Below are 25,839 nucleotides of genomic sequence, written 5' to 3' on the forward strand. Positions count from 1 at the left end.
ATTACCCTATCAGCATTTATCAAGGTGAACAATCGTCCGTAAGCCTCCTACTGCAAGAATTAGAATAATGAAAGAAGCATCAGTGGGGATCCACTGATGGAAGTCTCTCTTTATCTCGTGTTACAGATGAAGTGAATTCGACGTAGATACCAGGATTAGGAAGATAGATAAGGGCAGCTTCGTCTCTAACTTTGCCAAAGGCTCGTCAATAGACGAGTTTTCTTTATAAGAGAAGAAAGCATAAAAATAGTACACAAAAGCTATAAACTACGACATAACTTTTGTTTAGGCTTCCTACCTTTCTTCTTTGGAAATAGTGTTGGAATACGCTCCGACAACATACTTCGCTTTCCGCGGGCACGGCCTCAGCCTCCCGTGATGCAAAGAACGCTTCTTCCGGGGTCTTCGGACTTGTGCAGTTCCACTATGGAATAAAAAATGAATGGTACATAGTATAAGAAAACTAAGGCTTTCGCCATTCAGACTTGGCGATAAGCCAAGTTTTTCTTTATTTACTATAATCCATTTTCTTACTATAAAAAATTAATATAAGAAACCTAAGAAATTTTAAGTAAGCCCTTACTTTTCTTTATTCATGTGTAAAGGCTTACAATATAGAATAGAATTATCAAATAGGAAAGGGGTATTAAGCACATGAAGAAGTTTTACTTATTATTTATTCTTACTTTTATGATGACAGTTGTCATTGCATGCAGCTCAGATTCATCTAATGGAGAGGCTTCATCAGATGATAACACTGGTAATGAAAACACAACAGAAGGTTCAAATGAAGAAGGAAACGAAGATGCAATAACTTTACGGGTAGCATGGTGGGGTGGTCAAGAAAGACATGACCGTACCTTGGAAGTGATAGAAATGTATGAAGAGCAAAATCCAAATATTACCATTAAAGCGGAGTATTCTGGTTTTGATGGGTATTTTGACAAATTAAACACACAATTAGCAGCAGGTAATGCACCAGATATCATCCAGTTTGGTGGAAATTTAAATGACTTCGTTTACCGTGATGTTATCTTGCCATTAGATGATTATGTTGGTAATGAGCTAGACATAAGCTTACATTCTCAAAGTATGCTAGATTCTGCCACATTTGATGGGAGCCTTTATGGTGTAACGTTAGGAACAACTGCTTGGGGTATTTTATTAAATAAAACGTTATTTGAAGAAGCTGGTGTTCAAATGCCTAGTAAGGAATGGACATGGGAGGATTTCAAAGACATTACACCAGAATTAACAGAAAACCTTGATGGCACATATGGTACTGCAGATTTTAATGAAGATGGATTTGGTGTCTTTCTTGCTCAACGTGACAAATTTACTTATCTTGATGGCGAAATTGGATTTGAAGCTCAGGATGTAAAAGACTGGTTCAACCTTTGGAAGGATTTAAGGGATAGTGGTGGTGCAGCGATTCCAGAAGTACAAGTATCAGCTTCTCAAACACCAGAACAGTCATTAATTGTACAACGTGATGTAGCAATAGAATCCATTGCAAGTAACCAACTGGGAGCTTACTCAGGTGCGACAGAGGATGAATTTGAAATCTATCCATATCCTTATAATTCTGAGACTGGCAAAAATGGTGTATCACTAAGACCAAGTCAATATTTTGCAGGCTATTCAGAGACCGAACATCCAGAAGAAGTTGCTAAATTCTTAGATTTCTTTGTGAATAACAAAGAAGCAACAGAGGTCTTAGGAAATGATCGTGGAGCTCCTGTGAATTCAGAAGTTGTTAAAAATCTGATTGATCAAGCTAGTGAATTAGATCAACAAGTATATGCTTATATAGACTTAGTAAATGAAACTTCTGATGCACCATATATTCCAAACTTACCTGGATATAACGAAAACACGCAACTATTTAAAGAAACAGAAGAACTGATCTACTTTGAACAAGAAACAGTGGATGAAGCTTCAGAAGCATACTATGACGAATTGCTTCAAAATATTGAAAAATACAGAGATGAAGAGTAATAGGTAGCAAGTTGTACAAAGTGACTCTACTAGTATTAGGGTCACTTTGTGCCATCATTTGATTATGCAGGAGGGGTGACAATTGAAACATTCAGCAGCCGTTGAGCCGACAATGGTACAGAAAAAGCGGTCCAAGAAAGAATTACGTAAGCAATATATTACGGCTTATTTTTTTCTATTACCTTGGTTAATAGGGTTTTTAGGATTAATATTAGGGCCTATGATTAGTTCTTTATATTTATCTTTTACGCGTTTCGATTTATTGAATACTCCAGAATGGATTGGATTAGCTAATTATCAGGAGTTGTTTCAAGATAAGCGATTTGTAGCATCAGCGAAGGTAACGTTGACCTTTGTATTCATTGCAGTGCCAACTCAATTAATTGCAGCTTTGCTTGTTGCCGTATTATTAAATAAGAAAATGCTAGGTGTAGGATTTTATCGAACGACTTATTATCTACCGTCGTTGTTAGGTGGAAGTGTAGCTATCGCTATTTTATGGAAAAATCTATTTGAAATTGACGGTTTAGTAAACCAAGTACTAGCTTATTTCAATGTTTCAGGACAAGGATGGATTTCTCATCCGGATTATGCACTTGGTACGATTATTATCTTGGCAACGTGGCAATTTGGTGCTTCCATGGTTATTTTTCTAGCCGGTTTAAAGCAAATTCCAAAAGAACTATATGAAGCTGCCTCTGTAGACGGTGGCACTAAAATTCAAACATTTTTTCGAGTAACTTTACCATTACTGTCACCGGTAATTTTCTTTAATTTGGTGATTGAATTAATTAAATCTATTCAAATCTTTACTTCTGCTTTTATTATTAGTGAAGGTACAGGTGGTCCAATTAACTCAACATTATTTTATACTCTTTACTTATATCAGAAAGGGTTTACTCATTTTGAGATGGGATATGCATCAGCAATGGCCTGGGTATTAGTGTTTGTTTTAGGAACGATGACCTTATGTATCTTTTTCTCATCGAAATATTGGGTGCATTATGAAGACGGGGGGAAATTATAATGGATGAGCGTTCAACAACTGGGAAAATATTTACTCACCTTTTCATTATTATGTTCGGTATATTAATGCTGTATCCAGTACTATGGATGATTTCAAGTTCACTTAAACCAGAACAATTAATTTTCTCTTCGCCAAGTATTTGGTCTAAAGAGTGGACGTTGGAGAATTATATTAATGGTTGGAATACTGTACGGGATGTAAGTTTTGGGCTATTTTTCCAAAATTCATTTTTGATTAGTATCATTAGTGTAGTGGCTAACATTGTCACATGTTCTATGGCAGCTTATGCCTTTGCACGATTGCAATTTCCTTTGAAAAAGCTTTGGTTTTCTTGTATGCTGATGACTATCATGCTACCGGCACATGCGACATTAATTCCACAATATACAATCTTTCACAATTTAGATTGGGTGAATACGATTCTGCCGCTAACCGTTCCTAAAGTGTTAGCAACAGATGCTTTCTTTATTTTTCTAATGGTACAGTTTTTCCGAGGGATACCTCGTGAGTTAGATGAAAGCGCCATTATGGATGGGTGTGGGATTATACGAGTATATACACATATTATCATGCCCTTAGCAGTACCTGTATTAATTACGACATCCATCTTTACATTTATTTGGACATGGGATGATTTCTTTAGTCAAATTCTTTATTTGAACACAGTTGATCAATTTACCGTACCACTTGGTTTGCGTTTATTCTTGGATTCTCAAGGGGAATCGTCTTGGGGTTCCGTATTTGCCATGTCTGTACTATCATTAATTCCAATAACGACTGTATTCTTTATTTTTCAAAGATATATTGTGGAAGGGATTGCAACCACAGGTATTAAAGGATAAAGGGTTGCCCTTTAAGACTTTACAAGGAAGCATTACGTTTTCTATAAGGACGTTAAGTTAGAACGGTTAGTAACTAGAATAGCTACGACTGTTGCTTGTCTTGAGATCCAGAGGTATGGTAGATGAAATAAATATTACTTGCCAGGAAACGAGGGCTTCATAATGATAAGAAAATTAAAAACTATCATGGTAGTTAGCTTCGTATTTGTTAATGCTCTTTTTCTTGCGGGTGTAAGTTATGCATCGTACCAATATTTTTTCGATTTTACCTCTGAAAAAATTAGTGAAACGGAGCTTTCCTTATTAAATGAAAGTGCCAATAAACTTTCCAGCTTTATCACAAATATAAGTGAGGCAGGTACTTTTATTGCCATAGATCGTTCGGTGATGGATATATTTGATGGATCCAAATCAGACCCTTATGATGCATTGGTGGAGCGAAATGAATTAAAGAACCTTATCAATCATGTTGCCACTTTAAAGCAAGAAATTTATTCCATCGAGCTTTATACCAATCGATTTGAGGAATACCCTTATTTGTATGATGAACCCATTATGCCAGAATCTAGGCTATTAGAGAAGGATTGGTTTTCTCCATTTATTGAATCTGTAGATAATGGATGGGTGCCGAGACATACTAGCACATTAACTAATCAAGAAATGATAAGTTATGTTCATCGAATTATCAATCAGCGTAGTGATACAGTAGGATATTTAAAAGTAAATGTATTAGCGGATACTTTCATAGACCATTTGGTTGGAACGGATTTATATGAAGAAATTAATGAACCCTTTGTATTGTTAAATACAGGTGGAAGGATTATTGCGGAAACGCATTCTAGAGAGGAATTCCCAATTCTTAATGAAATCACCACTCAAGCTGATAATGCATTGTATGAACGATTAAAACCAGAATATGATCAGCTGTCGAATCATCACGAATTGATTCGTTCTGGAAATGAGTATTATTTATTACTCATTTCTAACCCTAACTATGAACAATGGCGCTTAGTACAAGTCATACCAGTTGATGATCTATATGCAGATATGCAGGGGCTAGGGATTTTTGTTTTAATTATCGGATTTGTGGCTCTTATATTATCCATCCCTATTGTGTATGGAATTGGTAAATGGATTACGACCCCTATTAGTCAAATGGTTCAAGGGATGAGAAAAGTAGAAAAAGGACAATTTGACGTAGAAATGAATAGACATTATATAGAGGAATATGACATATTGGCTAAAAATTTTAATCAAATGACTACTGAATTGTCTGATTTAATTAAGAGAGTAGATAGAGAAAATAAAAACCGAAGAGAAGCAGAAGTGAGGGCATTACAAAGTCAAATCATGCCGCATTTCCTTTATAATACATTAGATATGATTAAATGGAAATCTCTTGATCATGATGCAGCAAATGTTGATGAAATGGTTAATAAGCTGAGCAAAATGTTACGGATTGGATTAAGTGGAGGATTGAAATTCATCCAGTTACGCGACGAATTGGAGCATGCTAAGTGTTTTATCGATATACAAAAACAACGTTTGAATCAAAAAATTAATTATCGGGTCCGAGTTCCTGCTTCTATGAAAGAATTATATGTCCCGAAAATTATACTACAGCCATTTATAGAAAATAGTATGAAGCATGGCTATCATTTGCCTGAGACTAAACAGATGAATATTCAGGTGAATGCCATATTACTAGAAGAAGATCATGCCTTACAAATAACGATTATAGATGATGGAATTGGTCTACCGGAAGATTGGAGTTATGATCAAGCTACTGGAATCGGAATAAAAAATGTAAGAGAACGGATTTGGATGTATTGTGGGCAGGATTTCGATGTAGTCATCCAAAACCATTATAAACAAGGAGTTTGTGTACAAATTACACTTCCAGTAATCAAGGAAGAACCAAGGATGGGCAATTCCGAGACAGATAGATCGGAGACGGGGGATATATCATGAAATCGATCTTAATTATCGACGATGATCAATCTGTTCGAGATGGACTAACCAAGCATGTCCGTTGGGAACAGTTAGGCCTTCAAGTTTATGACACAGCAAGTGATGGGCAGCAAGCTTTAGAAAAAATAAAAGATCAGCAACCCGATCTTATTATTACGGATATTTATATGCCAGAAATGGATGGATTAACATTAATCCAGAAAGTTACGGAAGAATACCCAGATATTCGAATTATTATCCATAGTGGTTATAACCACTTCGATAACGCAAGAAAGGCGATTCGATTTGGGGTAAAGCACTTTTTTCTAAAACCATCACCGGTTTCAGAAATTGAAACGGTACTGCAAGAAGTGTTGCAAGAAATAGAGGCGGAAGAGAAACAAAAGACGATCCTCAAAACTTATCAAGAGCAAAAACCATCTTATTTAGCTTATAGAAAAGATGCTTTGATACGAAACATGTTAATGAATCGTTTAAGTTCGAATGATCTTCCATCCGAAAAGCTAGAAATGCTAGATTTGGAACAAGATTCTCCATTAACGGTTACCACGATCACGATTAATCGTCCACCGTATTTAACAAAAGCTCATGAGCGAGATTGGCAGTTAATGAAATTTAGTGTCGGTAATATTTTATTGGAAACAATAGAGGCATTTGCAGCTGAGCATCACTTTACAACACATTTGCTGGATTATTCTGATAGTAGTTATATTCTTATATGTTTTCAACCAAATAATCGTATTTATTTAGAACAGTTAAATGATCAATTAGCGCAACAAATGATGGATAATGTTTTATATTATTTAAAAGTATCCCTAATGATGGGGGTTAGTAATGCAAAGGACGGCATCCACCAAATGATGGATGCTTATGAGGAAAGCATGCGATCTTTAGAAGTTGCAGAATATGAAGAATGGAATAAAATTTATCGGTATGAAGAGGTAAAAGAGCAAAATGCAAATGATGCCTATATTTATCCCTTTGAAACCATTAAAGAAATCCATCGAGCGATAGCAGATAAAGAATATGAAGCGCTGCTATCGATTTGGCGTGAATTTGTAAACGGTTTAGAGGAGAAACAATCTCCTTTTTATATGGTTCAGACCATTTCTATTAATATCTTGAGTACCTTAATGATGGAAGATCATTCCTTTGACCACGTTGATAATCAACCAGTTAAAAAATCTTCTAAAATAATGGAAGTTTACGAGCAACCAACCACGAAAGAATTATTAGACTGGGTGACAGACCAAATTCAAGAGTGGATAGAACAAGTTCAGCAGTCTTTGTCTGGCCAGAAAACTAGTAAACTAGTGGAACGTGTAAAAGAATATGTTCGCGATTATTATGATGAGGAAATTACCCTTGCCGAAATTGCAGACTCATTGTATGTGAATCGTAATTATTTATCCCAACTTTTTAAGAAGGTAACCGGTGAGTCATTTGTTACCTATTTAAATCATTACAGAATCAAAAAAGCAAAAGAGTTGTTACGAGAAAAAAATTATATGGTCTATGAAGTAAGCGATATGGTAGGTTACCAGAATTCCACTTATTTTAGTCAAGTATTTAAAGCTATAACGGGTGTAAGCCCGTCTGAGTATTTTTAAAAAGGAGCGAGACTGCGATGAAAACAAATCAAGAAGTCCAAATTCGTGATCCATTTGTTTATGTCGACCAAGAGGAAGGAAAATATTATCTATTCGGAAGTACAGATAAGAATATATGGGGAAAAGGAACAGGCTTTGATGTCTATATAGGAGATGACTTAGAAAATTGGGACGGTCCATATCCGGTTTTCAGACCAGACAATCATTTTTATTCTGACGAAAACTTTTGGGCACCTGAAGTGCATCAATATAAAGGGATGTATTACATGTTTGCCACATTCTTACGTAAAGACAATGGCAAACGCGGAACAGCCATCTTAAAATCAGATAGCTTAACAGGTCCATTCCAACCTCATAGTGAAGGGCCTGTGACCCCTAAGGATTGGTACTCATTAGATGGGACTTTACATATTGATGATGAAGGGAAGCCATGGATGGTTTTCTGTCACGAATGGGTACAAGTAGGAGATGGTGAAATTTGCGCCCAACAACTAAGTGAAGATTTAAAAAAGACAATTGGTGAACCTATCACCTTATTCTCTGCATCCGAAGCCCCATGGCCAACGTCATTTAAACACAAAAAACGAAACACACAAGAAAATTATGTCACAGATGGTCCATATGTATATCGAGCAGAAAATGGCGAGCTTCTCATGCTGTGGGCAAGCTTTGTTGACAATGTTTATGCCCAAGGAATATCACGTTCCACCACAGGTGAAGTGACAGGTCCTTGGACACATGATAAAGAGCCTTTGTTTTCTAGTGATGGCGGACATGGAATGTTATTCAAAAATTTAGAAAACAACTTAATGCTAACCCTTCATTCTCCAAACAAGACTCCAAATGAACGTCCAATCTTTATTGAAATGGAAGAAACGGGTGGCGTTATAAAGAGGAGAGACAGTCATGAATCGAAAACCAATAGTTGATAAACATTCACCAGTGATTACGGAATTAGAGCCAAGAGCACCGCTATCAATAGGGAATGGTGATTTTGGCTTTTCTGTTGATTTTACTGGATTACAAACCTTTCCAGATGCCTATGTTGCACCACTCAGCACCCAGTCGAATTGGGGGTGGCATGCATCTGGAGGGATTGATCGGTATACCCTTGAGGATGTATCGATGCAGATATTTAATGGAGTACCATATCCATTATTTCCAGAAGACAGGGAAGAAACCTATCACTGGCTTAGACAAAATCCACACCGCTTGCAATTAGGTCAATTAGGATTCCAATTTTATGATAAAAATAACCAAGCCATTTCTTTTGAAAAAATACGACCGATTCGGCAGCAATTACTGCTTTGGTCGGGCGTTATAGAGAGCGAATTCGATGTCGATGGCGCACCTGTTATCGTTAGCACTGTCTGTGCATCAGATGCAGACGTACTTGCCGTATCAGTAAAATCTCCGTTGATAGAAGAGGGACGAATGGAAATTGAATTAGCCTTTCCAAGCCCCCATGTGGCTGATCGAAAATGGGAACAAGCGACGAAATTATCGTGGGAAGATGAAGGGCACTTAACAGAGATAAAGGATCAATCAGATGATTCGATTTTAATCGAACGAACATTGGATGATACCACTTATCAAGTAGGATTGGTTTGGAGTAATGGGACAGTGGAGAAGAAAGATACACATGTCGTAAAGGTGAAACCGGAAAAGGATGATGCAGGTTCCTTTGCCTTAACAGCTGCCTTTGCGCCAAAAGTAGAAAAAGTACAATCTACACAGTCTGTTTTTGATTCAAGTGAAGCTTATTGGCGAGATTTCTGGCAAAGAGGTGCCTTTGTATCGTTTGAAGGTAGCAGTGACCCATGTGCTGAAGAATTAGAACGACGCGTGATCTTATCACAGTATCTTACAGCAGTACACAGTGCCGGTTCGATACCGCCACAGGAAACAGGATTTATGTATAATAGTTGGTTTGGGAAATTTCATTTAGAGATGCATTGGTGGCATGCAGCTCATTTCCCATTATGGGGCCGTGCGCATTTACTAGAAAGAAGTATGGATTGGTATGTTTCCATACTACCTAAGGCCATCAAGCTTGCTGAATCTCAAGGATACCAAGGAGCACGCTGGCCCAAGATGGTTGCCAGAGAGGGGAACCAAACGCCATCACCAATTGCACCAGGTTTAATATGGCAACAGCCGCATCCAATTGCATTAGCAGAGTTGTGCTATCAGGCTAGTCCAAATGAACAAACGTTAAAAAAGTATAAGGATATCGTATTTGAATCAGCGGAATTTATGGTGTCCTATGCACATTTTGATGAAAATGAAAAAGCATATGTATTAGGCCCGCCACTTATTCCAGCACAAGAATGTCATTTGATGGAAGATAGTGTGAATCCTCCTTACGAGGTCGAGTATTGGCATTATGGCTTACAGGTTGCTATAGATTGGATGGAGCGTTTAGGAGAAGATGTTCCTAAATCATGGGTAGAAGTTCGTGACCAAATGGTCGAGCCACCTCATGAAAATGGTATATACCTTTCTCATGCTGACTGTTCGGATACTTTCACAGAAAAAAATCATGATCATCCATCTATGGTTGCAGCACTCGGTATTTTACCTGGACATTTAATTGATTCAGAAATGATGCTTCAAACATTGAAAAAGGTCAAGGATAAGTGGAAATGGGATACAGCATGGGGATGGGATTTTCCTATGTGTGCGATGACTGCGGCAAGATTAGGCGAATCTGATCTCGCAATCGATTTTCTATTAATGGATCAAGTGAAAAATACCTATTTAGTGAACGGTCATAATTATCAGCATGATGCCCTAACTGCTTATTTGCCAGGTAACGGCGGATTGCTTACAACGGTTGCCATGATGGCTAGTAAATGGGGATTCCCTGATAATGGGAAATGGAAGGTAGAAGCTGAAGGGTTTTAAAAATGATGAAAGGAGGTCTCTTGAGAGAGCCTCCTTCTTTCATCTATTATACATATAGCAATACACTAAAATAGTGTGCTCCGGTTCCTGCAAGTACAAACAGATGCCAGATGGCATGGTGGTATTTAAAACCGCGCCAAACATAAAACACAGCCCCTACGGTATATAGAAGTCCTCCAATAACTAAAAGTAATACTCCAGTTGGATGTAAATTGGCAACTAAGGGCTTCCATGTGAAGACGATGAGCCATCCCATCAAAACATATAGTAATGTTGAAAACACAACAAACTTTTTGACGAAAAAAGCTTTGAAAATAGTCCCAACAACAGCTAATCCCCAAACAACACCAAAAAGTGTCCAGCCTTCCCAGCCCCGAATAATTATAAATAGGAAGGGGGTATACGTACCCGCAATAAAAAAGTATATGGAAGAGTGATCCAGTATCTCAAATAAATTTTTTGCTTTTCCTTTTGGTAAACTGTGCAGTACGGTTGAACATGTATATAAAAGTAACATGGTAACTCCAAAAAGCGTGTAGCTAACAATATGCCATATAGATCCTTCCATAGAAGATTGGACAATAAGTACAACTAAACCGACAATACTTAATGCAAGCCCAATTCCATGAGTCACAGAGTTTGCAATTTCTTCTCTTAGTGAAAATTCATGTGTTGTCCCCAAAATTTTCGCTTCCTTTCTTTTATCACGGTGAACAATCGTCCGTAAGATTCCCCTTCAAGATTTAGAATAATGAAAGAAGAATGGAGTTAACGGACGCTAGCACCCTGATAAGTTTCGCTAACCAAAACCCCCACTGATGAAAAGTCTCACTTTATGACATCATGTACCTTTATTATGAATCTGCTGTATGATGATTGCAAGAAATTGGTCGATATATGGTATTGGTAAAATTTATTATTTCCTATTTAAGTGTGTTTTAGCGTATGCTTTTCGGTATTCGGTCGGTGTCATTTTTTCATATTTTTTAAACAATCTCATGAAATATTTCTCATCTTCTATTCCCACCCTATTAGATATGACTTTAATCGGTGATCTTGTACCAACTAACAAATCTTTTGCTTTGGTAATGCGCAGTTTATGTAAATAGGACTGCAATGTTTTACCGGTTTTCTTTTTAAAGAAACGAGATAAATAGTCTTTATTATAACTAAATTTTTCAGCAACGTCTGATAAGGAAATTCCTTCAAAAGCGTTAATCCTTGACCATTCGAGGATTTGATTTAAATTCATGTCCCTATCTTGAGATAGGTCACTCGAAGCATGATGAGGGGATAATGTCTGTTCTGATAATTCAATAAGCATTGACGTCAATAAATAATTCATACTCATCCTTGTATAATAATTGGAATTGTCCACATCTATTAATTGATTAGCCAAAATATTCAGTCGTTGAATGGCGATAGGAGAAGCGTACTTAGGAAAATAGATATCATTCATAATATGGCTGGTTTCAGGATTTGTACGAATGTTAATGATTGTGTCTTCATCTAGCTCATCGCTAACTTTTAACGAAGGACATAAAAAATGAAACCAATAAAAAGAAACATGTTTGTTGCAAATCCGACAACCACTGTGAGATATATGTGGAATAAGAATCAAAACCTCTCCTGGCTTTACATTATATTGTATCCCATCTTGTTGTATATATAAGACCTCGTTCACCCCGATGATCATTTCATAACTATCAATCGTTCTTTTTTCGTGTTTCCATGGCTCATCCGTGACAAATAGTCCACCTGACACATAATGGAGTGGTTTGCTGACATTTATTTTTAAATATTCCATTCTATTATCCTTTCATGTTACATCTAGGATTCATTATATAATAATTTTTTGATTGGTCAAAAAAGTCCACTATTTATCCATACAAGACTACTTACATGAAATGTATAAGTTGTTACAATTTACAAAATAGTTATCTAAAGGAGTGACGATAAGTGACACAAGTAAAGGATCATTTTATGAAAATGAGACCAATTAACTTAAAAAATGTGAAGTTAGATGATGCCTTTTGGAATCCATGGCAAAAACTTGTGAAAGAGGCCATTATTCCATATCAATGGGATGCACTTAATGATCGTATTCCTGGAGCTGAACCGAGCCGTACGATTCAAAATTTTGAGATTGCAGCAGGCAAATCTAGTGGAACACATTATGGAATGGTTTTTCAAGATAGTGATTTATATAAGTGGATGGAAACGGTTGCTTATTCGCTAGCCAATCAACGAGATGAAAAGTGGGAAAAAATATTTGATGATGTGGTCGCTTTAATTGAAGAAGCACAAGAAAATGATGGTTATTTAAATACCTATTTTTCTGTGAATCATCCTGATCAAAAATGGACGAATTTAAAAAATGATCATGAGTTATATTGTGCAGGACATTTAATTGAAGCAGCCGTAGCTTATTATGAAGCAACAGGGAAAAAGCGTATTATAGATGTGGTTAGCCGTTTAGTGGATCATATTCAAACTGTTTTAGGAGACAAGCAAGGGAAAAAACGAGGATATCCAGGTCATCCAGAGATTGAATTAGCCTTAATGAAGTTGTATAAGGTTACTGGTGAATCTAAATATATGAATTTATGTCAATTCTTTATTGAAGAAAGAGGGAAGCGTAACCCGGTTCATTACTATGATCTAGAGTTAGAAGATCGTGGTGGCCCAAAGCGATCGGATGACCGAGAGTATGATTATTATCAAGCCCATTTACCTGTGCGAGAACAAAAAACAGTAGAAGGTCATGCCGTACGAGCGACATATCTTTATAGTGGAATGATAGATTTAGCGAGTGAATTACAAGATGATGAGCTATTAGAAGTGTGTAAGACGTTATGGGAAAATACAGTGAATAAGCGAATGTATGTAACTGGCGGTATAGGGTCTTCTGCACATGAAGAACGATTTACTGTTGATTATGATTTGCCAAATGACAGGGCTTATACAGAAACATGTGCTGCTATTGCCTTAATTATGTGGGCACATCGTATGGTACAGGTAGAAGGAGACAGCCAGTATACGGATGTGTTAGAACGAGCATTATATAATGGAGCACTTAGTGGGATTTCATTAGATGGAAAAGGCTACTTTTATGTAAATCCATTAGAAGTTTGGCCTCATACCGCTAATTATCGTCATGATATGAAAACAGTAAAACCTACTAGACAACAATGGTTTGGTTGTGCATGCTGTCCGCCAAATATCGCAAGGTTACTAGCTTCTCTTGGCCAATATATTTACTCAGCGAATGAGTCAGAAATTTATGTCCATCTCTTTATTGGTGGAGAGACCTCTTTTTCTATCGACTCAGAGGAAGTGCAATTAACGCAAACATCAAATTACCCATGGGATGGAGAGGTTCAATTCACTGTTTCCTTGAAAAATGCAACAACTTTTATGTTTGCAACAAGAATTCCAGGATGGTGTAAACAAGCTGCTATTACAGTGAATGGAGAGAAAGTTTCTTATCAAGTAGAAAAAGGATATGCAAAAATAAACAGAAAATGGAAAGATGGAGATCAGATTCAGTTACGTCTAGATATGCCTGTAGAAGTAGTTCGTGCGCATCCGGAAGTGAGAGAAAATGCAGGGAAAGTAGCTCTGCAAAGAGGCCCGCTTGTTTATTGTATAGAAGAAGTAGATAATGGTCGTAACTTACACGCCATTCAGTTACCTGCATCACAGACATTCGATGTTCTATTTGATGAAACACTATTAAATGGAGTATCCGCGATTCATGGCAAAGCAGTCAAGACTGATTTATCTAAAATAGAAAATAGTTTATATGCAACAGATTCTTATCCTGAAAAAGACATAAAAATAAAAGCGATACCTTATTATGCATGGTGTAATCGTGGTGAAAATGAAATGATGGTATGGATTCGTGAGAAATAATGTTTTAATTTTAAAACGCTTTCTTAATTAATTGACAGAGGATCTTTAAAAGACATATAATGCCTATAGGATTAACTTACTGGGCTAGTATATGTCTTTTTTTGCTAAGTTTGTTTAAAGGATGAACTTAGTTAAGGGTTTTATCACGGTGAACAATCGTCTGTAAGACCCCCACTTCAAGACTTAGAATTATGAAAAAAGTAGAAGTCGGGGATAACGGACGCTAGCACCCTGATAAGTTTCGCTAACCATCAGTGGGGATGAACAACCCCCCACTGATGGAAGTCTCACTTTATAAATCGCTATTAGTTGTTGTTAAAAAGGAGTGTCATGATGACAAAGATTCAAAATCCGATATTATCGGGGTATCATCCAGACCCATCGATTTTACGAGTGAAAAATGATTATTATATTGCAGTGTCAACTTTTGAATGGTTTCCAGGTGTACAAATCTATCATTCTAAAGATCTAGTAAACTGGGAGTTACTAACTTATCCTCTAACTAGATCTTCACAATTAAATATGATAGGGAATCCAAATTCTGGCGGAGTATGGGCACCATGTTTATCTTATTCAAACGGAAAGTTTTATCTGATCTATACAGATGTTAAAAGTAGAAAAGGAGCCTTTAAAGATACACACAACTACCTTGTAACTGCTGATGATATAGAAGGACCTTGGAGTGAACCAATTTATTTAAATAGCAGCGGTTTTGATCCTTCTCTTTTTCATGATGATGATGGAGAAAAATGGCTAGTCAATATGATTTGGGATCATCGAAAGGGTAATCATTCCTTCGCTGGTATTGCATTACAAGAATATTCAGAGGAAGAAAAAAAGCTGGTAGGTCCCATTCGAAATATTTTTAAAGGAACCGAGCTAGGATTAACCGAGGCACCGCATCTTTATAAGAGAAATGGCTACTATTATCTATTAACTGCTGAAGGAGGTACAGAGTATAACCATGCTGCAACGATGGCTCGATCTACCTCTTTGTTTGGTCCCTACGAAGTAGATCCAACGAATCCCATACTAACATCAGATCAATCTAAAAAGTCTGATCAATTGCAAAAAGCTGGTCATGGAAGTCTAGTGGAAACCCAAAATGGAGAGTGGTATATGGCTCATTTGTGTGGGAGACCGGTGGTTGATGATAAGTGTATTCTAGGGCGAGAAACGGCAATACAAAAGTGTTATTGGACAGAGGATGATTGGATCCGTATTGAAGGTGGACCAAACCCTCAGTTTGAAGTAGAAGCACCAGATTTACCAGTATTTCATATTCAAGACAACAAGGAAAAAGATGATTTCAATGGAAATCAATTAGCCAGGTATTGGAATGCCCTACGTCGAACATTAGACGGAAATTGGTATTCGTTAACAGATTGGCCAGGGTATCTTCGTTTATATGGGGAAGAATCAATGGCTTCTGGACATCAGCAAAGTATGATCATGAGAAGGTTAGAAGATTTTCATGTGGAATTAGAGACAGCTATCCAATTTGAACCGGAACACTTTCAACAAATGGCTGGTCTTATGATCTACTATGATACAGAGGATCATGTTTACTTAAGGGTGACTCATCATGAAGAAATAGGAAAATGTATTGGAATCATCGAAACGAAGTATGGAGAATACGATGAGTTGTTAGAAAAAGATATTGCGTTACCTGATGAGTATGTAGTTTTTTTGAAAGCGGTTATAGACCGTCATATCTTACAATTTTATTATGGAACCAATGCAGGAGATTGGCATCGTATTGGCGAAGAAATAGATATTGGGCATCTGTCAGATGATGATGCTGATTTAATTCGTTTTACTGGTACATTTGTCGGGATGAGTGCACAAGATTTAAGTGGGCAGCGAAAGCATGCTGATTTTGATTACTTTCGATATAAAAAGATAAAGGATAACAAATAAAGGAAGGAGCATAAACATGAAGAAAGCGCTGATTTTTCAAGGTGGTTGGCAAGGGCATGAACCAGAGGAAGTTGCCAACATTCTTGCTGGTATATTGGAAGAAGAAAACTTCCAAGTAAAAATTACCGATACTTTAAATACGCTTGCAGAGGATGATCTTACAGAGTATGACTTAATTGTACCTAATTGGACACAAGGAAAAATTGAGCAAGAACAATTACAGCCATTGTTAGAAGCTGTGGAAAAAGGAACAGGACTAGCAGGTTTACATGGAGGTATGGGTGATTCCTTTCGTTGGGAGGTAGAGTATCAATTTATGGTAGGAGGTCAATGGGTTGCACACCCAGGAAATGATGGAGTCCCCTATCATGTTCATATTGTAGACCCAGATCATCCGTTAACAGAGGGAATGGAAGATTTTAAAGTGGTTTCTGAGCAATATTATATGCATGTTGATCCTGCCGTAAATGTACATGTGACGACACGATTCCCTGTTGCAGAAGGGCCATATGAAACGAATGGAGAAGTGGACATGCCAGTCGTTTGGACCAAGAAATGGGGAAAGGGGAAAGTCTATTATTGCGGTTTAGGACATGTAGCAGAAATTGTCCGGATGCCAGAAGTAACCAAGCTGATGAGAAATGGAATGACTTGGGCAAGTAGATAAAGTATGTACTAACAAAATGAGGTGACGTAATGGAGCAATTAAATGTTGGCATTGTCGGTTGTGGAAATATAAGCCGAATTTATTTAAAAAATGCTTCTCGCTTTGATAATTTTGAAATAAAGGCCGTAGCTGACTTAGTACTGCATCGTGCCAAGAAAACGGCATTAGAGTTTAATATACCAAAAGCCTATACAACTGAAGAACTTATCGCAGATCCAGAAATTGATGTGGTGATTAATTTAACCATTCCAGCGGTTCATGCTGATGTAGCTATTCAAGCATTGCAGGCTGGAAAACATGTATATGGAGAAAAACCACTAGCTGTTTCTAGAGAAGATGGCAAGAAAATGATCAATTTAGCAAAAGAAAAAGGATTATATATTGGAAATTCACCTGATACTTTCTTAGGAGCGGGGATTCAAACATGTAAAAAGCTAATCGATGATGGCCAAATCGGCAAGCCTATCTCTGCAACTGCTTTTATGATGAACCCAGGACATGAAAGCTGGCATCCAGATCCTCACTTTTATTATCACAAGGGGGGAGGACCTATGTTTGATATGGGACCTTATTACCTCACAGCACTGATTGCTTTAATGGGGCCCGTTCAACGAGTTACGGGATCCGCACAGAAAACTTACGAGGAGCGCACAATTACCAGTGCTGAAAAGTATGGAGAAAAGATTAAAGTAGAAGTGCCGACTCAAATTAACGGAGTACTTGATTTCGAAAATGGTGCAGTGGCGTCGATCATTACAAGTTTTGATACATGGCATCATCGACTTCCTCATATCGAAATCTATGGAACGGAAGGGAGTATTGCAGTACCTGATCCTAATACTTTTGGAGGACCAGTTTATCTTAGAAAAAGTGAGGATAAAGAATGGAAAGAGATAGATTTTACTCATGGTTTTTCTACAAATAGCAGAGGGCTTGGTGTTGCCGAAATGATTGATGCTATTCTTTCTAATAGACCATCACGAGCAAATGGGGAAATAGCTTACCATGTATTAGATATTATGCATGGTATCCATGATGCTTCTGAACAAGGACAGCATTGCTATGTGAATAGTTCATGTATTCAACCAGAAACACTACCTGTTGGCATTGATGAAGATAGCTTTTCTAATAAATTAAAAATATGAGGTGATCCAATGAAATTAGGAGTTTTCGCTGTTTTATTTGGTGACAAATCTTTGGATGAAGCACTAGACAAGATTCAAGCAGCTGGGTTAGAAACGGTTGAAGTGGGTACAGGTGGTTATCCAGGTGATAGTCATTGTAACCCGCAAGAATTATTAAACGATGAAGCTAAACTTCAAGCTTTTAAGGAAGCATTTTCTAAACGAAACCTTGAAATTTGTGCCTTAAGTTGTCATGGAAATCCGTTGCACCCAAATGAAAATATTTCTAATTCACATCACACACAATTTGAACAAACGGTATTGTTAGCTGAAAAGCTAGGAGTGGAAACAGTGGTGACTTTTTCTGGATGCCCTGGAGAATCAGATTATTCCCAACATCCTGTTTGGGTGACGGCAGCATGGCCGGATGATCACCCAGAAGTACTCAAATGGCAATGGGAACAAAAAGTCATTCCTTATTGGCGAGAGCAAAACCAGTTTTTGAAAGATCACCATGTTCGTGTTGCGATTGAGCCACACCCAGGGTTTGTTGTTTATAACAACGAAACCGCTTTAAAATTAAGAGAAGCGTGCGGAAAGCAAATTGGAGTCAACTTTGACCCAAGTCACTTGTTCTGGCAGCAAATGGATCCTGTTGTAAGTATTAAGGAGCTTGGTGAGCATGATGCGTTGTTCCATTTCCATGCAAAAGATACCGCGATGGATCAACAAAATACAGCAGCCAACGGTGTATTAGATACGAAACCTTATAGTGATGAATTAAATCGTTCTTGGATTTTCCGAACCATCGGATATGGGAATGGGGAAGAAGAGTGGAAAAGAATTATATCTGCCCTTCAACTCGTTGGTTATCAAGGCTCTGTAAGTATCGAGCATGAGGACAGTCTTATGTCCGTTGATGAAGGCTTCCACAAAGCTGTTGAATTATTGAAGAGTGCTATGATAAAAGAGAAAGTTGGTGAAATGTGGTGGGCGTAAAAAAGATAAGAGTTGGCATGGTTGGTTATCAATTTATGGGAAAAGCGCATAGCCATGCCTATCGGGATCTTCCCTTTTATTTTGATAATCCTTTGAAGCCTGAACTAAAAGTAATTGCGGGTCGAAATGAAGAAGCGGTCAAAGAAGCACAGGGAAAAATGGGTTGGGATTCGTATGAAACAGATTGGCGTAAAGTCATCGAGCGTGATGATATTGATGTGATCGATATTGTAACACCAAACCATACTCATGCTGAGATTGCGATTGCTGCGGCAGAAGCAGGAAAGCATATTATTACAGAAAAACCATTAGCCTTAACCGTAGACGAAGCGAAGAAAATGCTTAATGCGGTTGAAAAAAATGGTGTGAAACATATGATCTGTCATAATTATCGTTTTGCCCCAGCGGTACAATATGCCAAAAAATTAATCGAAGCTGGCAAGATTGGCCGAGTCTATCATTATCGTGCAAATTATCTTCAAGATTTTATTATGGATCCTAACTTCCCGCTAGTTTGGCGTTTGAAAAAAGAGGTGTCAGGAACCGGTGCATTAGGTGACATTGGCGCACATAGCATTGACTTAGCACGCTTTTTGATCGGTGAATTTAAAGAAGTATCAGGAACGATGGAAACTTTTATTAAAGACCGCCCGATTGGAGAAATGACCGGTGGATTAAACGCCAAAGGAGATAACGAGAAAATGGGAGAAGTGACGGTTGATGATGCTGTTGCTTTCCTCGCTCGCTTTGAGAATGGTGCACTTGGTACTTTTGAAGCGACACGTTTTGCTGGAGGTAACCGTAATAAAAATAAATTTGAAATTAATGGTGAGAAAGGCTCTATTCGTTGGGATATGGAAAACATGAATAATTTAGAAGTCTATTTTGCAGATGATGAAGAAGGTCTTCAAGGCTTTAGACTTATTAATTGTACAGAAGAAGTACATCCATATGTTGGAGCATACTGGCCACCTGGTCATATTATTGGGTATGAACATACGTTTATTCATTTAATTGATGAATTTTTCCGAGGAATAGCAAATGATAAGCAACCTGCCCCGAACTTTGAAGACGGAGTAAAAAATCAAATAATATTAGAAGCAGTAGAGAAATCATCTAAAGAAAAACGGTGGATAGATATTCAATAAGATCATGTATAACACCATTCTAATAGAGTCGAGATATCCCCAGTTTTTTATTACACAGTAGAACAAAACTGCGAGATAACCTGATAAGGGATCTCTTACCAATTTAATGACTAATGAGTGCTATATCCCCGCTGTGGAAAAACACTCGCTTTCCGGGGGCAGCACCTCAGCCTCCTCGCTCACCAAAACCGTTCGCTGTGGGGTCTTCGGAAGCTGCTCTTCCCCCAGGAGTCTCGCATTTTTCCACAGCTTTGATTGTAGTTCGTTTTATTTCTCTCAAGCGGAAGAAATATACGTAGACTCCTGCGGGAAAAGCAACAGCTGAAGATCCCGCAGGCAGCGGTTTTTGCTGCCGAGGAAGCTGAAGCGTTGCCCGCGGAAAGCGAAGTATATTTCTGAAGCGGTATCATAGCACTCAAGGGACACTTCGAAATTTTCCAAAGTCATGTCGCAGTTTATGGATATTGTGATAATAGGTTTTAAAAAATGAGATAAATAATTAGTATATGGGGGAGAGTAAATGAGTGTGAATACGATGAAAGCTGCGGTGTTAGATAAGCCGTTGGATATGAATGTGAAAGATGTTCCGGAGCCAGAAATAAAGGAAGACGAGGTACTTATTAAAGTTTATTGTATCGGTATATGTGGATCTGATGTTCATTATTATGAACACGGCAAAATTGGTCGATATGAAGTAAAAGAGCCCCTTATTTTAGGTCATGAGATGGCGGGAGAAGTAGTGACAGTCGGCAAAAAGGTAAACAACCTACATAAAGGTGATAGGGTAGCAGTTGAGCCTGGAGTGACATGTGGAAGGTGTGAATATTGTAAGGAAGGACGTTACAATTTATGTCCAGATGTCGTCTTTATGGCAACACCGCCAGTAGATGGGGCTTGGGCAGAATATGTTGCGGTAAGAAGTGATTTTGTTTTCCCTCTACCGGATGAGATGAGCTATGAAACTGGAGCGCTGTTAGAGCCATTTTCAGTTGGAATGCATGCCATGAATAGAGGGAAAATAAAACCAAGTGATAGACTTTTAATAACTGGTCTTGGTCCTATTGGTCTGTTGGCTATTCAATCAGCACAATTGTACGGAGTAAAAGAGATTTATGCCACAGATGTAGTCCCTTATCGCTTAGAGCTAGCCAAAAAGCTAGGGGTAACCGAAGCTATTAATCCAGCAGAAGAATCTTTATCTGAAAGGCTAAATACATTAACAAATGATAAAGGAATTACGGCCTCGATTGAAACGTCCGGAAATAGTCAAGCTGTCAACGATGTATTGACTGTAACGAAAAGGGGAGGAAGAATTGTGTTAGTCGGTCTTCCAGCAGTTCCAGAGGTTGGTATTGATGTTACTCATGTCGTTGATTCAGAATATGATGTGTATGGTTTATTCCGTTATGTCAATACGTATGATCCCGCTATTCAAGGTTTAAAAGATCAACAAATTGACATTGAACAAGTCATAACAGATAGATTTTCATTAGATCAAATTGGAAGAGCAGTAGAAAAAGCAAGTAATGAAAAAGATACAAGTATCAAAATTATGATCTATCCAAATGGTGAATAAAGATAAAAAAACACTTGGCATTAATGCCAAGTGTTTTTTTGTATAGAAAAGTATAAATTGTCAGCAAGGAAGCAACCTCGGCGCAGTGGACAATTTTTTGTGTATAGATAAATGCAACTATGCTCTCGCACTGCGCCTAAAGACTTGGAGATAAAGCCAAGTTTTTCTTTATGGAATATGTTCTATTAATTCCGTATGGACGACATATCTATCAGGTGCATCTCCAATATAATCAAATGGATAACAAGTTGTTAAGGTTAAAGACTCGTAATCTTTTGGCACAGCAACTGTTCGGTCATCAGCAGGGACTATATCAAAACCTGTTGCTTCATAAACGAAGTCACCGTAAGGAGTTTCAAATGTCATTTGATCCCCTATTTCTAAATGTTCAAGTTTACGAAAAACTGTGTCACGATGTCCACTAAGTAATACATGTCCACCTTGACCAGGTAACATACTTCCTGCAAAATGTCCGATGCCATGCTCTAATTCATTTTCATGAGTACCTTGAACAACTGGATAGGCTAAATCTAATGATGAAATAGTTAGCTGCCCGATATTTTCGCCAGGAGAAGGTAATGTTGGCCAAATCTCTTCATTATCAAAAACCTTCTTTTCTAACGACGGTTTATAAGGATTAACTACTGTGTTGGTCAGTTGGACTGTTTGTTTTGTTAGATCCCAGAAAAAAATAAGCATTATGGAAACGCCGAGAATAACAATACCACTTGGAACGCCAAAAATAATCCAAAGTAGAGTTTTTTGCTTTTTACTCAGCTTCTTCCGTTTATTACTTCTTTTCATGTTTAGTTTGCATTAACAACTTTTCTGGATAGTTTAACAGCTGGGATAAATCCGATCACACCTAATAGTGCAACAATTCCACCTATTAAGATGCTAGTTGGTAAGTTGGAAGCAGTGTTTGGTAGTTCTGCTTCTGGCATTGGTACGAACTCACCAGTTTCGTCTAATTCTACTTTTGCATCTACTGCTGTTTTAATAGCATCGACTTTAGTGGAAATAGCTCCTGGATTCAAATCTTCAATAGTAGGATTTACAGTTGCTAATTGGTTTCCCTCTAAATCTTGAATGTTAAGAGCTACACCATTATCAAAATTGTAGTCGGAAAGAGAGATAGAATTTCCATCATGATCTACAATTTGCACATCTAGATGTGCTTTTTGAGTTGAATCATTAAAAAGGGAAAGCAGCTCTGTTTTTTCAGCATTAGAAAAATCAGTTGGATGTGATTTTCCTTCTGTGACTTCCGCTGCACGTTCAGTATTTGTTACAATGGAGTTGTACTCTTCCTCCGTTAAATCAATTGATTGTAAGTATGCATACAAATAATCAACCTCGTCTACTCCAAGTTGAGCAATAGAATCTGCTAATTTTTGAGCTGAAGAATTTTCTGCTGATACTGAAAATGGTAATAAACCAACAAGTAATACAGTAATCGCTAACACAATGCTAAATTTCTTCAAGTTGTTTTCATCCTTTCATGTGAATTTTTAGATAATTTAATAATAACACAAACCCATACTAAAACAAAGATTTATGCAGGAAAATTACAACAATTTAACAATTATATTCAATTGTTAATATCCGGTTGTTTATTAAGGTATTTAGCCCAGCAAGCTAATCCTGCACCATGTCGAAACTGTCCATATTCTACCAACCTTTGAAACTCTTTTAGATCTAGGAACATAACTTCTATCTTCTCTAACTCGTCCAATTGAGGAGGTAATTGATACTTAGCATTTTCCGCTAAGAATAAATGAATGGTCTCTGTTGTTGATCCTGGGGATGGATAAAAGTAATCTAGTTCTTCCCATTTATTAGATTGATAGCCTGTTTCCTCTAATAGTTCTCGTTTCGCTGCATCAATCGGCAGCTCATTTCCATCGATCATACCTGCTGGAAGTTCTAACTCCCATGCTTTTAAAGCATGTCTGTATTGCCTTAAAACAATGATTTCCCCATTTGAGGTAATGGGGAGAATACAAACTCCATCCCGAAAGTGAATATAAGAAAAATTTTTAGTCTTTTGATTTGATAAAATGACTTCTTCTAAAGTTATTTTAAAACGATCCACCTGAGTGGTTTGTGTAGAAGTTATTCTCCATGGGTTTTGTACCAATGTGCCCTCTCCTTTGTTCCAGTATCATTTCCTTTGAACAGCAGGATAAACTAAAACCATCTGATAGATTAAAGCATACAGCCAGATTAAACTAATAGTATATGCAAAAATATTATGAATAGGAGCCCAAAAAATTAATTGATAGATGAAAAGTGGTAATAATAGTGCAAAACCTGTCATTTTCCATAATTGCTGATAGACAAGTTTTCTTTTCATTGCCCACTTAATCACCCATGCTCCAAATGCTAACAGAGAAACACCTGAAATCACTAAAAACATGATGAGGAATGGATAAAATATGATAACTTGCATCACGTATTGACTGTAGCTTAAGCTTGCTTCGACTGGATCAAAATTTAACATGGCGTTTATCACATTAGGTGAGAATGTTAAGAAAAATAATATAAACAAATAAACAAGCGTATCACGCATATTTACACGATTTAATTGAAATAGTGCTTTTTTGTTAGGCAATTTCATACAATAGGTGATTACAGATAAAATGGACATCTAATTCCACCGACTTTTCTTCTAATCTTCTCTTATTTCACGATAATTACTATTGTAGTATAGGATAGGGTTTCCTTCATCCAATTTGATATCATCTACTTCTGCAATTAGTAATAAATGATCTCCTGCTTCTACTGAGTTAACAACAGTACATGCAAGTGTAGTAAGGGCATTATTAATAACGGGAATATCATCTAATTTAGTAAAGTCATTAAAATCTTTCTCAATCTGTTTAGCGAAGATCATAGAAACTTCTTTTTGCTCTTCTCTTAAAATGCTTACACCAAACCGTTTGATTTTATCTGCATTTTGATAAAAATTAGTTTTTTGATCAAGTGATATTGTAATTAACTGTGGTTCTAATGAAACAGACATAAAGGCATTCACAGTCATTCCATGAATATCCCCATTAAATTCTGATGTTACGACAGTAATTCCTGTAGCAAATTTACTCATTGCTTGACGAAATTCTTGTTTACTCATTAAAACTTCCTCCTAAACTTGTCTTGCCTAAATAATAAAATTTGAATCACGTATATTCTAACACAATTTTGCAGTTTTCCTAACACTCCTGTTTGCTTCAATTATAAACGAAGGAGTTGTATATAAAATTATTTTGTAGGAATATTAACTTTTCAGCAACTGGAATATACGAGACCAAACCTGGAAGAGCTAAAGCGAGAAAAATCACTAGGCAGTTATTGTTTATGAGGAGGCTGAGCCGTTGCTGCGGCAAAGAAGAAACTGCAAAAGCGTCCTAAAGAAACTTGAGCAGATGTCGCACTTGTACCCTGTAGGTAAAAAGGGATATATTCCAGTTGCATCTTCAAGGAGTACCTTATGGGGATTGCTTCCTTCTTTTTAAGGGTTTCTTAGTTATAATACTATTTAGATATCAGGATACCTTTTTATAATCATAAGCAACTTCTTCTAATTCTTCATTAAATTGTACAATTAAATCGTAACCTTTGAAGTACCATGCGTCGGTTGTATCGATAAAGAATGTGATTCCATCTTTTTCTGTTTTTGTAAATAATTCATCAGGTTTTTCGTTAATTTGAAAGGCAAGCGAAAATCCTTCATGAATAGGGCTGTAACCTCCATATTTTGCTTGAAATTTGACAGTATCACCTTCTTTAAGTTCCACTTCATCTTTAAACCAACTTAACGCTTGATCAGAAATTTTAATTTCCAAATTGCACACTCCTCCCATATCCATATGATTCATATGAATTCCTATATTTACTATTCCCACAAACAAATGACATTACACTATTATCTTATGCTTTTTAAATCATTAAGGTAAACGAAATTTGGGAAAAATTTTAGAAGATCAGATATTAGTTTGCGATATTTTATTTCCCAGGAAATTGTCGATAGCTATAAACATCCTTACTTAGAGTAAAAAAAAGATTTTCAATCCATGACTATATAAATAAAACGATTTTGGCAACTAAACTGCATCAAGGGAGATATTTAAATCAT

General features: G+C 37.1%; 22 protein-coding genes. 14 read left to right on the forward strand and 8 right to left on the reverse strand.

From position 1 onward, the window contains the following. Positions 1-654 precede the first annotated feature (654 nt). The 7 genes from GHD00_RS13180 to GHD00_RS13210 all read left to right on the forward strand — a co-directional run bounded on the left by GHD00_RS13180 (position 655) and on the right by GHD00_RS13210 (position 10,355). A complete protein-coding gene (locus GHD00_RS13180) occupies positions 655-1,998 on the forward strand; it encodes an ABC transporter substrate-binding protein (RefSeq protein WP_163538645.1) in 1,344 nt (447 codons plus the stop codon). 112 nt (positions 1,999-2,110) lie between these two features. Continuing rightward, complete coding sequence (locus GHD00_RS13185) at positions 2,111-3,025, forward strand: carbohydrate ABC transporter permease (protein ID WP_163538676.1); 915 nt, start codon at positions 2,111-2,113, stop codon at positions 3,023-3,025. Further along, on the forward strand, positions 3,025-3,867 hold the full coding sequence (locus GHD00_RS13190) for a carbohydrate ABC transporter permease (protein ID WP_163538646.1): 843 nt from the start codon (positions 3,025-3,027) through the stop codon (positions 3,865-3,867). The genes GHD00_RS13185 and GHD00_RS13190 overlap by 1 nt, the downstream gene beginning before the upstream one ends. Positions 3,868-4,029: 162 nt before the next feature. Beyond that, positions 4,030-5,838 (forward strand): sensor histidine kinase, encoded by a 1,809-nt coding sequence (locus tag GHD00_RS13195; protein WP_163538647.1) that lies wholly within the window; start codon positions 4,030-4,032, stop codon positions 5,836-5,838. After that, positions 5,835-7,448 carry a response regulator transcription factor gene (locus GHD00_RS13200; protein ID WP_163538648.1) on the forward strand — a complete coding sequence of 538 codons (1,614 nt, stop codon included), beginning with the start codon at positions 5,835-5,837 and terminating at the stop codon, positions 7,446-7,448. The genes GHD00_RS13195 and GHD00_RS13200 overlap by 4 nt, the downstream gene beginning before the upstream one ends. Positions 7,449-7,465: 17 nt before the next feature. Then, positions 7,466-8,377, forward strand: a complete 912-nt coding sequence (locus GHD00_RS13205) for a glycoside hydrolase family 43 protein (RefSeq protein ID WP_163538649.1) — start codon at positions 7,466-7,468, stop codon at positions 8,375-8,377. Then, complete coding sequence (locus GHD00_RS13210; RefSeq protein WP_163538650.1) at positions 8,355-10,355, forward strand: glycoside hydrolase family 65; 2,001 nt, start codon at positions 8,355-8,357, stop codon at positions 10,353-10,355. Before GHD00_RS13205 ends, GHD00_RS13210 begins: the two co-directional genes overlap by 23 nt. Positions 10,356-10,401: 46 nt before the next feature. Here the strand turns inward: GHD00_RS13210 and trhA are convergent, their stop codons facing one another. After that, positions 10,402-11,037 carry a PAQR family membrane homeostasis protein TrhA gene (trhA, locus tag GHD00_RS13215; RefSeq protein WP_163538651.1) on the reverse strand — a complete coding sequence of 212 codons (636 nt, stop codon included), beginning with the start codon at positions 11,035-11,037 and terminating at the stop codon, positions 10,402-10,404. Between the two features lie 234 nt (positions 11,038-11,271). Beyond that, positions 11,272-12,162, reverse strand: coding sequence for a helix-turn-helix domain-containing protein (locus GHD00_RS13220; RefSeq protein WP_163538652.1), 891 nt, complete (start codon positions 12,160-12,162; stop codon positions 11,272-11,274). 176 nt (positions 12,163-12,338) lie between these two features. Between GHD00_RS13220 and GHD00_RS13225 the strand changes: the two genes are divergently transcribed. The 7 genes from GHD00_RS13225 to GHD00_RS13255 all read left to right on the forward strand — a co-directional run bounded on the left by GHD00_RS13225 (position 12,339) and on the right by GHD00_RS13255 (position 21,704). After that, positions 12,339-14,270 (forward strand): glycoside hydrolase family 127 protein, encoded by a 1,932-nt coding sequence (locus GHD00_RS13225; protein ID WP_240468702.1) that lies wholly within the window; start codon positions 12,339-12,341, stop codon positions 14,268-14,270. 333 nt (positions 14,271-14,603) lie between these two features. After that, on the forward strand, positions 14,604-16,190 hold the full coding sequence (locus tag GHD00_RS13230; RefSeq protein ID WP_163538654.1) for a glycoside hydrolase family 43 protein: 1,587 nt from the start codon (positions 14,604-14,606) through the stop codon (positions 16,188-16,190). A 16-nt stretch (positions 16,191-16,206) separates the two neighbouring features. Continuing rightward, positions 16,207-16,857, forward strand: a complete 651-nt coding sequence (locus tag GHD00_RS13235) for a ThuA domain-containing protein (RefSeq protein ID WP_163538655.1) — start codon at positions 16,207-16,209, stop codon at positions 16,855-16,857. Positions 16,858-16,886: 29 nt separating this feature from the next. After that, positions 16,887-18,002, forward strand: a complete 1,116-nt coding sequence (locus GHD00_RS13240) for a Gfo/Idh/MocA family protein (RefSeq protein ID WP_163538656.1) — start codon at positions 16,887-16,889, stop codon at positions 18,000-18,002. Positions 18,003-18,011: 9 nt separating this feature from the next. Beyond that, entirely contained in the window at positions 18,012-18,980 is a 969-nt protein-coding gene (locus tag GHD00_RS13245; protein ID WP_163538657.1) for a sugar phosphate isomerase/epimerase family protein, read from the forward strand. Then, positions 18,971-20,128 carry a Gfo/Idh/MocA family protein gene (locus GHD00_RS13250; protein WP_163538677.1) on the forward strand — a complete coding sequence of 386 codons (1,158 nt, stop codon included), beginning with the start codon at positions 18,971-18,973 and terminating at the stop codon, positions 20,126-20,128. The genes GHD00_RS13245 and GHD00_RS13250 overlap by 10 nt, the downstream gene beginning before the upstream one ends. A 520-nt stretch (positions 20,129-20,648) precedes the next feature. After that, on the forward strand, positions 20,649-21,704 hold the full coding sequence (locus GHD00_RS13255; RefSeq protein ID WP_163538658.1) for an NAD(P)-dependent alcohol dehydrogenase: 1,056 nt from the start codon (positions 20,649-20,651) through the stop codon (positions 21,702-21,704). 168 nt (positions 21,705-21,872) lie between these two features. On the opposite strand, the gene GHD00_RS13260 is transcribed toward GHD00_RS13255, so the two are convergent. The 6 genes from GHD00_RS13260 to GHD00_RS13285 all read right to left on the reverse strand — a co-directional run bounded on the left by GHD00_RS13260 (position 21,873) and on the right by GHD00_RS13285 (position 25,549). Beyond that, a complete protein-coding gene (locus GHD00_RS13260) occupies positions 21,873-22,508 on the reverse strand; it encodes a class D sortase (protein ID WP_163538659.1) in 636 nt (211 codons plus the stop codon). 2 nt (positions 22,509-22,510) lie between these two features. After that, complete coding sequence (locus GHD00_RS13265) at positions 22,511-23,188, reverse strand: cell wall anchor protein (RefSeq protein ID WP_163538660.1); 678 nt, start codon at positions 23,186-23,188, stop codon at positions 22,511-22,513. 107 nt (positions 23,189-23,295) lie between these two features. Next, positions 23,296-23,844, reverse strand: coding sequence for an NUDIX hydrolase (locus GHD00_RS13270; RefSeq protein WP_163538661.1), 549 nt, complete (start codon positions 23,842-23,844; stop codon positions 23,296-23,298). Positions 23,845-23,868: 24 nt separating this feature from the next. Then, the gene (locus GHD00_RS13275) at positions 23,869-24,354 is read right to left on the reverse strand and encodes a hypothetical protein (protein ID WP_163538662.1); all 486 of its coding nucleotides are present in this window, start codon (positions 24,352-24,354) and stop codon (positions 23,869-23,871) included. 21 nt (positions 24,355-24,375) lie between these two features. Beyond that, the gene (locus GHD00_RS13280) at positions 24,376-24,837 is read right to left on the reverse strand and encodes a flavin reductase family protein (RefSeq protein WP_163538663.1); all 462 of its coding nucleotides are present in this window, start codon (positions 24,835-24,837) and stop codon (positions 24,376-24,378) included. Between the two features lie 412 nt (positions 24,838-25,249). Continuing rightward, positions 25,250-25,549 (reverse strand): HesB/YadR/YfhF family protein, encoded by a 300-nt coding sequence (locus tag GHD00_RS13285; protein WP_163538664.1) that lies wholly within the window; start codon positions 25,547-25,549, stop codon positions 25,250-25,252. Positions 25,550-25,839: the final 290 nt, after the last annotated feature.

Origin of the sequence: Gracilibacillus sp. YIM 98692, from assembly GCF_010993965.1 — a bacterium.
Lineage (GTDB): Bacteria > Bacillota > Bacilli > Bacillales > Amphibacillaceae > Gracilibacillus.